General features: G+C 34.4%; 13 protein-coding genes. 4 read left to right on the top strand and 9 right to left on the bottom strand.

What is annotated here, in order from left to right:
- Window positions 1-19 precede the first annotated feature (19 nt).
- Window positions 20-541 carry a methylated-DNA--[protein]-cysteine S-methyltransferase gene (locus JX000_RS01505; RefSeq protein WP_124228156.1) on the bottom strand — a complete coding sequence of 174 codons (522 nt, stop codon included), beginning with the start codon at window positions 539-541 and terminating at the stop codon, window positions 20-22.
- 77 nt (window positions 542-618) lie between these two features.
- On the opposite strand from JX000_RS01505, the gene JX000_RS01500 reads away from it, so the two are divergent.
- A complete protein-coding gene (locus JX000_RS01500; RefSeq protein WP_002450138.1) occupies window positions 619-957 on the top strand; it encodes a YrhK family protein in 339 nt (112 codons plus the stop codon).
- A gap of 59 nt (window positions 958-1,016) precedes the next feature.
- Here the strand turns inward: JX000_RS01500 and JX000_RS01495 are convergent, their stop codons facing one another.
- From JX000_RS01495 to JX000_RS01465, 7 genes are all read right to left on the bottom strand, one after another.
- Entirely contained in the window at window positions 1,017-1,481 is a 465-nt protein-coding gene (locus JX000_RS01495) for a hypothetical protein (protein WP_002450139.1), read from the bottom strand.
- A gap of 140 nt (window positions 1,482-1,621) precedes the next feature.
- Window positions 1,622-1,789, bottom strand: coding sequence for a FeoB-associated Cys-rich membrane protein (locus tag JX000_RS01490; protein ID WP_049423994.1), 168 nt, complete (start codon window positions 1,787-1,789; stop codon window positions 1,622-1,624).
- A gap of 12 nt (window positions 1,790-1,801) precedes the next feature.
- Entirely contained in the window at window positions 1,802-3,796 is a 1,995-nt protein-coding gene (feoB, locus tag JX000_RS01485; RefSeq protein ID WP_124228155.1) for a ferrous iron transport protein B, read from the bottom strand.
- A gap of 3 nt (window positions 3,797-3,799) precedes the next feature.
- Window positions 3,800-4,027 carry a FeoA family protein gene (locus JX000_RS01480; RefSeq protein ID WP_002450141.1) on the bottom strand — a complete coding sequence of 76 codons (228 nt, stop codon included), beginning with the start codon at window positions 4,025-4,027 and terminating at the stop codon, window positions 3,800-3,802.
- 212 nt (window positions 4,028-4,239) lie between these two features.
- On the bottom strand, window positions 4,240-5,784 hold the full coding sequence (gene pruA, locus JX000_RS01475) for an L-glutamate gamma-semialdehyde dehydrogenase (protein ID WP_206140798.1): 1,545 nt from the start codon (window positions 5,782-5,784) through the stop codon (window positions 4,240-4,242).
- A 327-nt stretch (window positions 5,785-6,111) separates the two neighbouring features.
- Entirely contained in the window at window positions 6,112-6,672 is a 561-nt protein-coding gene (locus tag JX000_RS01470; RefSeq protein WP_206140797.1) for a sugar O-acetyltransferase, read from the bottom strand.
- Window positions 6,673-6,712: 40 nt separating this feature from the next.
- Window positions 6,713-7,582: an SDR family oxidoreductase gene (locus tag JX000_RS01465; protein WP_002450144.1), complete on the bottom strand. Its 870-nt coding sequence runs from the start codon at window positions 7,580-7,582 to the stop codon at window positions 6,713-6,715.
- 192 nt (window positions 7,583-7,774) lie between these two features.
- On the opposite strand from JX000_RS01465, the gene JX000_RS01460 reads away from it, so the two are divergent.
- From JX000_RS01460 to copZ, 3 genes are all read left to right on the top strand, one after another.
- On the top strand, window positions 7,775-7,981 hold the full coding sequence (locus JX000_RS01460; RefSeq protein ID WP_002450145.1) for a hypothetical protein: 207 nt from the start codon (window positions 7,775-7,777) through the stop codon (window positions 7,979-7,981).
- Window positions 7,982-8,196: 215 nt separating this feature from the next.
- Window positions 8,197-10,581 carry a heavy metal translocating P-type ATPase gene (locus JX000_RS01455; RefSeq protein WP_107532344.1) on the top strand — a complete coding sequence of 795 codons (2,385 nt, stop codon included), beginning with the start codon at window positions 8,197-8,199 and terminating at the stop codon, window positions 10,579-10,581.
- A 93-nt stretch (window positions 10,582-10,674) separates the two neighbouring features.
- Window positions 10,675-10,881, top strand: a complete 207-nt coding sequence (copZ, locus tag JX000_RS01450) for a copper chaperone CopZ (protein WP_049424001.1) — start codon at window positions 10,675-10,677, stop codon at window positions 10,879-10,881.
- A gap of 44 nt (window positions 10,882-10,925) precedes the next feature.
- Here copZ and JX000_RS01445 read toward each other — a convergent pair whose 3' ends face one another.
- A complete protein-coding gene (locus JX000_RS01445; protein ID WP_002450148.1) occupies window positions 10,926-11,924 on the bottom strand; it encodes a D-lactate dehydrogenase in 999 nt (332 codons plus the stop codon).
- Window positions 11,925-11,928 lie beyond the last annotated feature (4 nt).

Below are 11,928 nucleotides of genomic sequence, written 5' to 3'. Positions count from 1 at the left end.
GTCCACATCTAGGCTTTTATTATGGCTTTGTTGTGTGTTTCGGTGTAAATAAATGCGTCATGTCTATATTTTCTATTTCTAATAATTTGATTTTATTAGGCAATGTCCCACCATACCCTGTCAAGCTACCATTTTTTCCAACTACCCGATGACATGGGATAATAATTGATATCGGATTACTACCTACCGCACCACCTACTGCTTGTGCTGACATCTTATCTTTATTCATTTTCTGAGCAATACATTGAGCTATATCACCATAAGTCGTTAATTTACCGTATTCTATTTGGTTCAACTCTTCCCACACATATTGTTGAAATGTTGTTCCTGATGGTTGAATAGGAATAGTTTCTTGTGGACGTTCTTCTTTAAAATACGTATCTAGCCAGGATCTTGTTTGTTTAAATATTGGTAACGATGCTTTGTTTTCTCTTTCAGTTGGTTGTTGTTGATTACTAAATAATAATTGAGTTAAATATTGACCATCACTGACCAATTCTAATTGGCCAACTGGTGATTGATAAAAGCAATTATATTCCATTATGATCACTCCAAATTCGTCTATTTCTATTTCAAGTTGTTTGAAAATGACTACCATTATATAATCAATTGGGGGTGATGATTGTGAAAAAGCATCCTAATGATGTCGATTTACATTTCAATACAAATAACCAACTTAATAGCAAAGCCACAGAAGCACATGCGAATCAAATCACTAACTTTTATAAAGCAATTTATCAAGTTAATGATATCGTATTAGGACTTGTCTTTTTAGTTGGTAGTTTCTTATTTTTTAGCGATAAAACCGTAACAATTGGAACAGTTCTCTTTGTTATCGGTAGTATACAAATGACGATAAGACCTGTCATCTCTTTCGTCCATGATTTGAAACTCGCCAACTTTTATCATAAACAATATTTAAAAGACTTGAATCAAAATACTAACAATAAAGACTAAAGGCTCTGTCACCTTTAGTCTTTATTCATTCAATCGCTTGATATTCTGAATACTACTAATTATTGAAAATTGTATAACTTCATATTTTCTTGTTTCGCATATTCTAATGCTAAAATTTCTAAAATATTAATAAATGCCGGTTCATCTTTGACCTTGATATATTGAAATGTTAACCCGTATTCTTCTGCAGTTACACCTTTTAAATCTGATGTATCTTTTTTCTTACTTTTAGCAAGCTCTCGTCTAAATTTAGTTGTACCACTATCAGATTTAGAATTATATTGAGCTAATTTGCTATTTAAATCCTTTTGAATCGGCTTATACCCAGTTGAATAACCACCCGTTTGGCCGACAAAGACAGGTTTTTTATTATCAAATATCACATATACACCAAACTGATTCTCGACTTTTTCTCTATCTTCTTTCGTGAATGACAATGCCTCTTTCTTATCATATTTAAATAATTTCTTTAACTTCTTCTCATTGTCTTCTAATAACTGATTTAATTTCTTACTACCTTTCATGATTAAAATCCCCCAATAGTTTTTTATTTTTCTGCTTATTGACTATATATCACTATTTAAAAGTTTTAATCATTTTTCTAGTAAATTAATATTTCATCAATCATTTCTTAATATATTAAAAATCAGATATCGAACTTTTTTCATTTAAAAATTTTACTGTGGGTACTTTTAATTTGATCATCGCAATGACATTTAGAACTACATGAGCCGCATTGTCCAGACTTGGATTGTTTAAAATATTTGATTAATACATAAGCTGTATAGCCAAATATTGCTAAAAATATCAAAATATTAATAATTATTGACATCATGCCACTTCCTTAAACGATTAATCTAGCAATTTGATAAAATGCTAGTGCTAAAATATAAGCTGTTGCTAATGGGTAAATCATTGAAAATAAAGTCCATTTGATTGAATATGTTTCTTTACGAATCGTTGCTACTGTTGATAGGCATGGAATATATAATAATATAAAAATCATAAATGCATATGCTGATAAAGGTGTGAATTGTTGTTGTAAAACATGTACAAGACCACCTTCACTTGATGAATAAATGATTGCCATTGAACTAACAATGACTTCTTTAGCTAAAAATCCTGGAACGAGAGTTGCACCTGCTTGCCAAGTACCAAATCCTAATGGATGCAGTACAGTTGCTACAATTGAGCCAACGATGTGCAAGAAACTTTGGTCGATACTCACATTAAACCCACCCGGTCCTGCATAACTTAGAAGCCAAATTACGACCGATCCGCCAAATATAAAGGTACCTGCTTTTTTAACAAAGCCTTTTGCTTTTTCCCATGTACTTCTCCATAATGTTTTGATTGATGGAATTCGATACGTAGGTAACTCTATGATAAATAACGAATGCTTATTTTTAAGCACAGTCTTAGTTAAAATAGTACTTGCAATGAGTGCAATGACAATGCCCAAGACATATAGACTGAGCACCACTAAAGATTGGTGTTCTTTAAAGAAGACACCTACAAACAAAGCATAGACGGGTAATCTTGCTGAACACGACATAAATGGTGCAATTAATATTGTCGATAGTCTTTCTTTCTCATTCTCAATGCTACGTGCAGCCATAATACTAGGCACATTACATCCAAACCCAATGATCATCGGTATAAACGCTTTACCACTTAATCCAAAATGTTCCATTAACTTATCCATTAACACAGCGATTCTAGCCATATACCCTGAATCTTCAAGCAGTGAAATAAAGAAGAATAATACGATAATTTGTGGTACAAAGACAAGTACTGACCCCACACCTGCAATGATTCCATCTGTAATTAAATCTTGTAAAAATGGTACAACACCAATTTGATGCATGCCTGATTTAACCCAATCAGTTAAGGTGCCTCCAATAAAACCATCTAATTGATCAGATAATGGCGTTCCAATCCAAGTAAAAGTAATTTGAAATATCAACCACATAATCCCCAGAAAAATAGGCATTCCGATATATTTGTTGATTAATATTTTATCTAATTTTGATGAAAAGAATTGCTTTTCTTCATCTGGATATGTCACGACGTCTGTTAATATTTGTTCTATATAATGATTACGTTTTTGTTCTATATCATCACGGATGGATAAAGTGAGTTGTTGTGAAAGTTCTGATTTAATAGGTTCTAATTGTTGAATCAATGTCTGATTTAACGTTTGACAAATTTGTGCATTGTCTAACAAATATTGAATCGCGATAAAACGCATTTGCTGCGACGTATAATGAGTACTGTGTTTTAAACACGTACAAATCGCTTTGATAGCTTTTTCTACTTCTGTTCCATAGTTCAATTTGAAGTGTGGCACATGAGCTTGATCTAAATATTGTAACTCTTCAAGCATATGCGCTGTGCCCTTACCATTACGTGCAATCACGGGTAATACCGGCACTCTTAGGCGACGCATTAGTTTGTCATGATCAATCATAATACCTCGTTTAGCAGATACATCGATCATATTTAAACCAATCATCATTGGCACATTCAGTTCTAATAATTGAATGGTTAGCTGCAAGTTTCTCTTAAGTTGGCTCGCATCTATAATGTTAATCATTCCTGTATAATCATGTTGTAATAAATACTTTGTCACAACTGTTTCATCTTTAGAAATTGGAGATAAATCATATGTCCCAGGTAGATCAACGAGAGTTCCTAATTCTTGCTTTAATTGTCCAACTTTCTTTTCAACAGTGACACCGCTCCAGTTACCTACATATTCATAAGATCCTGTTAAATTATTAAAGAGAGATGTTTTGCCGACATTGGGATTACCTAAAATACAATAGCTTTGACTCATAAATTATTCCTCCAAAGCTATTTGACAAGCATCGCAGTGCCTAATGCTCACTTGTTGGCCGCTAATCTCAATTACACATGGCCCATTAAACATGCAACGCTGTTTCACTTTAATGTCAGATCCTACTCGAATACCAAATGCATTCAATCTATAAATCATGTCTTTATTATCGATATCAATTTGTTTAATTCTATATTTTTTATTTTTTAATGCTGATTTTATATTTGTCATTTCCCTCACACTCCGCAAATAATATTGATAATCATTATTAATTAAAGTAAGCGTATACTTTTATCCATTGATATTCAATATCATTTACCCCGATATTATTAACAATTTATGACAACTTATTTTTTTACTCTATTCTTATGAAACACAAAAACGTTGTTTAAGTCATAATGCAACTTAAACAACGTTTTTATAGCTTTTAATTACTATGTGATTTAGAACATTTCAGATACGACTTTTTGTTCTAAGAAGTTTAATAAGTAATCTGGACTACCTGTTTTGGCATCCGTACCTGACATTTTGAATCCACCAAATGGGTGATAACCAACAACTGCAGCTGTACAACCACGATTTAAATATAAGTTACCAACATCGTATTCATTAACGGCTTTAATCCAATGTTCCCGATTATTTGTAATCACTGCACCTGTTAGACCATATTCAGTATCATTAGCAACATCAATAGCTTCATCAAAGTCTTTAACTTTAACAAATCCAACTACTGGTCCGAAGATTTCTTCTTGCATGATACGATCTGAAGATTTTAACCCAGAGAAAATAGTAGGTTCAATGAAGTAGCCAGTAGAATCATCCGTGCCGCCACCTTGTTCTAATTTACCTTCTTCTTTACCAATTTCAATGTAATTTTTAATTTTATCAAATTGTTTTTGGTTAATCACTGGACCCATGAACGTGTTGCCAGTCGTATCACCTAGTGATAATGCTTTCGTTAATTTAATTGCTTTTTCTAAAACTTCATCATAAACATCTTTATGAACAATGGCTCTAGAACAAGCTGAACATTTTTGTCCTGAGAAACCAAATGCTGATGTAACAATGGCTTCTGCTGCTAAATCTGTATCTATATTTTCATCGACAACAATCGCATCTTTACCACCCATTTCAGCAATGACACGTTTTAAGAATGTTTGTCCTTCTTGAACTACTGCACTTCTTTCATAGATACGTGTACCTGTCGCTCTTGATCCAGTAAATGTAACAAAATGCGTATCTTTATGATCAACTAAGTAGTCACCAATTTCTTTTGGATCGCCCGGTACAAAGTTAACTACCCCTTTAGGTAAGCCTGCTTCTTCTAAGATTTCCATTAATTTGTATGCAGTTAATGGTGTATCTTCTGCTGGCTTTAATAATACTGTGTTCCCTGCTACTACTGGTGCTAATGTTGTACCAGCCATAATTGCGAATGGGAAGTTCCAAGGTGGAATCGTAACACCTGTACCAATCGATTTATAGAAGTATTTGTTATGCTCTCCTTCTCTATCTAATACCGGTTTACCATCAGCTAAATCCATCATTGAACGGGCATAGTATTCGATAAAATCAATACCTTCAGCTGCATCGCCTACTGCTTCATCCCATGGTTTCCCCGCTTCGTAAACCATTACTGCAGAAATCTCTTCTTTACGACGACGAATAATTGCAGCAACACGTAACATTAATTCAGCACGATCTTTATGAGACCATTTTTTCCATGTTTGGTATGCTTCGTTAGCAGATTGAAATGCTTTCTCTACATCTTCTTTTGTTGCTTTTGAGACTTTAGCAATGGTTTGAGATGTTTTGGCTGGATTGATAGATTCAAATTGATCTTTTTTGCTGATTTTTTTACCATCAATCACTAATGGAATATCTTGACCAAGTTCTCCTTCAACCTTTTTGAGCGTCTCTTTAAATTTATCTACATTCTCTTGAACCGTAAAATCAATACCTGGTTCATTCTTAAAATCTATTACCATTATTGCGTACCCCCTATGAAATATTAAAGTGAGTTCTTCAAACCCTTTGTTTTATGATATTGAGGTCTAGATAAATGCCTCTTGATGTTACTGACTTTCAGTGCAATTTTATCTTAACCTTTCTTACATTCTACTATGTACTGTTACACTTTTGCAATCGCTTTCATTTAAAAATCTTAATATTTCAAAAATTTAATATGCAAATGAATCAATCCATAAAACTTTTTGATTCTAGCAGTTAAGTTAGCGACTAAAATTCAATAAAAAATAAGTCCACAAGAAGCAAACGTATTGAACAATACATACCTCTTATGGACGACTATATGATTAATTATCAATTTGACGTATGACTTTACATGGATTTCCTACTGCTAAACTATTGGGAGGGATATCTTTCGTTACAACACTTCCTGCTCCGATTACACTACCTTCGCCGATTGTAACACCAGGTAATACTGCCACATTACCACCAAACCACGTATTACTTCCGACATCAATTGGTTCAGCTAATTCTAACCCTTTATTTCTATCATTATATTTCAATGGATGTGTCGCTGTATAAAAGCCACAATTGGGACCCACAAACACATTATCTCCAAATGTAATACCACCACCATCCATTAAATAACAATTCGTATTAAGAAATACATTTTTACCAAAGGACACATTCCACCCGTAATCAGTATCGAATGGAATTGCAATGTCTATATTTTCGGGATTGGTTTGGAACAATGCCTTTAATATTTCATTTCTTTTGTCTTCATGGCTTGGCTTTGTATGGTTATAGTCAAAGCATAAATCATTAGCTTTTTTTCTATCATTGATTAATTCCGAATCGAAATTCGCATCATACCATTGATGTGCTAACATTTTTTCTTTTTCTGTCATTGATTACGTCATCCTATCATTTAATCTGTTTATCTATCTTTTATGTGGTCATAAAGTCTCCACCATTAACATGAATCACTTGTCCAGTGATATATGAGCTATCTGCAGGTGTTGCTAAAAATACATATGATGGTGCTAGTTCAGCCGGTTGACCACGACGCCCCATTGGTGTACCGCCACCTTGATTTTCAACTTTCTCTTCATCAAATGTTGCAGGAATCAATGGTGTGTAGATTGGCCCTGGTGCTACTGCATTCACACGAATATTTTTCTCCATTAAAGTCGTCGCTAATGAACGTGTAAATGACACAATAGCACCTTTAGTCGCAGAATAATCAATCAAGTGTCCTGACCCTCTATACGCTGTCACACTTGTGGTGTTAATAATTGAATCTCCGTCATTTAAATAAGGTACTGCTGCTTGAGATAAGAATATCATTCCAAAGATATTCGTCTGGAATGTCTCTTTAACTTGTTCCGGTGTAATCTCTTCAAAATGATCTCTAGGAAATTGCACGCCACCATTATTAACTAGAATATTAAGACCACCAAAGTCATCAACGACATCTTTCACAAGTTGCTGCGATTGTGTCTCGTCTTTTAAATCATGTGCATATGCTTTAGCTTTAACACCTAATTCTTCTAAACGACGAACTGTATCTTTAGCGTCTTGATGTTCATTATAGTATCCAATGGCTACATTAGCGCCTTCTTTAGCAAATAGTATCGCAACCGCACGTCCAATGCCTGAATCACCGCCAGTTATTAGCGCTACTTTATCTTTTAATTTTCCTGCTGCTTGATATGTGTTTAACTCAGCTATTGGCTTAGGTGTCATATCCGCTTCAATACCTGGTTGATTACTTTGCGTATAACCTTTAATTTGTTGATGAAATTCTAATAAATTCATAACTTTTCTCCTTTCCTAATCAATATTCAAGTTCCCTATAAATATTCTTTCAAAACTATTTAAACACTTTCACTAGGCATCTTTTTAAACATCCTACCGAAGTACGAGATGATATCAATACCATAGCCCCATGTATTCGCGCGCTTTATTTCCTATAATATATAGTATCAATACAAAAAGGAGCCGATCATAATGAAACGGATATTAAAAACTGTTATTGCAGTCCTTGTCCTCTTAGGTGTCATCAAAACAGTACAAACACATGATGTCATTACCGAAGCTGACGAATACTATCAACAAATGAAAAGCGGACAACTTTTAGAGAATATTTCCAACTATGATATAAACCAAGTTAAAGATATTGATTTAAAACAATTCTCCCCATCAGATTTCTTCTAAATCATTACTTAATCACCGACTCGCTTGAATGACAATACCAGCGAATCCGCTGTTAATATAGATGATTAAAGTACAATTCTCATGTCATACACATGCTAGAATTGTACTTTTTTGCGTTTTATATCACCTATTTACTGACAAAATTGTAATTCATACAATTGACTTAAATACCTATAGGGGGTATATTAAATATGAATAGAAACGGAGGCTTTCGCATGGATAAAAACAAAAGAACAACTCTAGATATCACAGGCATGACATGCGCTGCGTGTTCCAATAGAATTGAAAAGAAATTAAACAAATTGGATAATGTTAAAGCTCAGGTTAACGTTACAACTGAGCAAGCCACTATTGAAGATTTAAAAGGACAATATCGTACTAATGACTATGTTAATGAAATCCAATATTTGGGATACGATGTAGTTAAAGACAGTGTTGAATTAACTATTTCTGGTATGACATGTGCAGCATGTTCAAATCGTATTGAGAAAGTCCTTAATAAAATGGATGGTGTCGATCAAGCGACGGTTAACTTGACTACAGAACAAGCAACTGTGAAATATTATCGAGGTGTCGTTAATAGTGATGATTTTATTTCTAAAATACAGAATTTAGGTTATGACGCTGAAGTCAAAGAAGGACAACAACAATATTCAAATAAAGATAAACAATTGAAGAAACAGTTCTATAAATTAATCTTTTCTATCGTATTATCAGTACCGCTACTGATGACGATGTTGGTTCATTTATTCCATTTACCTTTGCCCTCCATGTTGATGAATCCCTGGTTCCAATTCACATTGGCTACACCAGTACAATTTATCATCGGTTGGCAATTTTATAAAGGTGCTTATAAAAATCTAAAAAATGGCTCTGCAAACATGGATGTATTAGTCGCTTTAGGTACAAGTGCAGCTTATTTTTATAGTATCTATGAAATGTTTAAATGGCTCAATCATTCAACGCATATGCCACACCTTTATTTTGAAACGAGTGCTGTATTAATTACACTTATTTTATTTGGTAAATATTTGGAAGCAAAAGCTAAGACACAAACGACCAATGCCCTAGGTGAATTATTAAGTTTACAAGCTAAGGAAGCGCGCATTGTTAAAGATGGTATTGAAAAGATGGTTCCCATTAAAGATGTTCAAGTTGGTGACCATATTGTTATTAAACCTGGTGAAAAAATCCCAGTTGATGGTGTTATTATAAAAGGGATGACGTCTATAGACGAATCTATGTTAACTGGCGAATCTCTCCCAGTAGATAAAAATATCAATGACAAAGTTATTGGGGCAACCATTAATCAAAATGGATCAATTATTATGGAAGCAACACAAGTGGGTAATGATACAGCACTAGCTAATATCATTAAGGTCGTCGAACAAGCCCAAGGTTCTAAAGCGCCTATACAACGCTTAGCTGACCAAATATCTGGTTATTTTGTGCCAACCGTTGTCGGTATAGCACTACTGACGTTTATCATATGGATCACTGTGGTCCATACCGGACAATTTGAACCTGCACTTATGGCAGCTATTTCAGTCCTTGTTATCGCTTGTCCATGTTCATTAGGCTTAGCTACACCTACATCTATCATGGTGGGAACAGGACGCGCTGCTGAAAAAGGCATTTTATTTAAGGGTGGTCAGTACGTTGAACAAGCGCAACACATTGATACCATCGTACTAGATAAAACGGGTACCATTACTTATGGTAAGCCTGTAGTTACTGATTTTGATGGTGACACACATACGCTACAATTACTTGCTAGTGCAGAGTATGCTTCTGAACATCCATTGGCTAAAGCCATTGTAGACTATGCTGAAGGAAAAAATCTTGAATTAGTGGATACTGATGAATTTAACGCTATGCCAGGCCACGGTATTTCCGCAACGATTGACCATTCAACAATTTTAGTTGGTAATCGTCAATTAATGACAAAACATCACATCAATTTGAATTCCCATATAGACGAAAAAATGACCCACTGGGAACGCAATGGTAAAACTGTCATGCTGATTGCCATTGATGGTATATATCAAGGTATGATTGCGGTAGCAGACACTATTAAAGACAATGCTATAGAATCAATACAAAAACTACACAAACTGAATATAGATGTCGTGATGTTGACTGGTGACAATAACAATACCGCCCGAGCAATAGCACAACAAGTCGGTATTGATCATGTCATTGCCAATGTTCTTCCAGACGAAAAGTCTGACAACATCACACGTCTACAAAATGAAGGTCGACAAGTAGCTATGGTTGGTGATGGTGTTAACGATGCACCTGCTCTGGTTACTGCAGATATCGGTATTGCCATGGGTACAGGTACCGAAGTTGCGATTGAAGCAGCCGATATTACAATATTAGGTGGTGATTTATCATTACTACCTCAAACATTAAATATTAGCCAACTAACAATGCGCAACATCCGTCAAAATCTCATTTGGGCATTTGGATATAACATCGCAGGTATCCCTATTGCTGCTTTAGGTTTACTTGCACCATGGATTGCAGGAGCTGCGATGGCATTAAGTTCTGTTAGCGTTGTAACCAATGCATTAAGATTGAAACGAATCATTAAATAAGACAACCCAATTAAGTTATGTCAATTACTTTTAAGTCATACAACTTAGTTATAAAATGAAGATAAGTCATTAAATAAAATGAGGTGAATTAAAATGGGACAAGAAATTATTAATGTAGAAGGTATGAGTTGTGATCATTGTAAAAATGCTGTTGAATCTGCTTTAGCTAAAATGAATGGTGTTTCAGCTGCAGAAGTTGATTTAGAAAAAGGACAAGTACGTGTTGATTATAATGAAGAAAAAGTTCAACTTTCTGACATGAAAGATGCTATTGAAGATCAAGGCTACGATGTTAAATAAAGATTAAAACGGGAGCGACCTTAATTGGTATCGCTCCCGTTTTTTTAATTTACCCGCAAATGAGTGGTGCCTGTTTGAATAACTTCCATCGTTGCATCTAACGCATCAACGATTAAGTTTTTCACTGCTGCTTCTGTATAAAACGCAATATGTGGTGTTATGATGATATCTTCTCTATCAATTAATTGTTGAAGTAATGTATCATCCATATTTTTATCTCGTTGATCACTAGGGAATAAACCACGTTCAAATTCATACGTGTCTAGAGCAGCACCTTTAATTTGCCCACTATCTAAACATGATAGTAACGCATGTGTATCAACTAAAGATCCTCGTGCACAATTGACAAACACTGAACCTTTTTTAAAATGATTAAATGTATATCGGTCAAATAAGTGATGATTATATTTAGTAGCCGGTACATGTAAAGTAACAATATCTGCCCCTTCAATGGCTTCTTGAAAAGTGGTTTGGTATGAGACTATATCTTTAATATGCTCATTAGGAAAAGGATCATATGCTACTACCTCAGAACCATAACCATTAGCAAAAATTTTAGCTACAATACTTCCAATTCTTCCGGTACCTATAACTGCTACTTTCAAATCACTGATTGATTGTGATAATATTGACGGCTCCCATCTAAAATCGTGTGATTTCATTTTAGTTTGAATAGCATTAAAATGTCTGACAACATTAATAGCTTGTGTCACTGCGAATTCTGCAATTGAACTTGGTGAATACGAAGGTACATTAGAGACGATAATGTCATATTTTGATGCTAACTCTAAGTCGTAGGTATCAAATCCCGCACTTCTTTGTGCTATTTGTTTGATACCGAATGATTTTAATTTAGCAAACACCGCTTCTGAAATGGGTAGTTGTTGTGATAACGATAAGCCATCAAATCCTTGAACATCATCGACATTATCTTCTGTTAACGGTGACTGAGTTAACTCATATTCCACGTTATTTTCCTTTGCCCATGATTCAATATATACAATATCCTCGTCACGCACACTCATTATTTTAATTTTTGTCATAATA

The organism is Staphylococcus sp. SB1-57 (genome assembly GCF_017086425.1).
Classification (GTDB): Bacteria; Bacillota; Bacilli; order Staphylococcales; family Staphylococcaceae; genus Staphylococcus; species Staphylococcus warneri_A.
The sequence above is the reverse complement of the archived record's forward strand: the minus strand, read 5'-3'. Positions and strand labels throughout refer to the sequence as shown.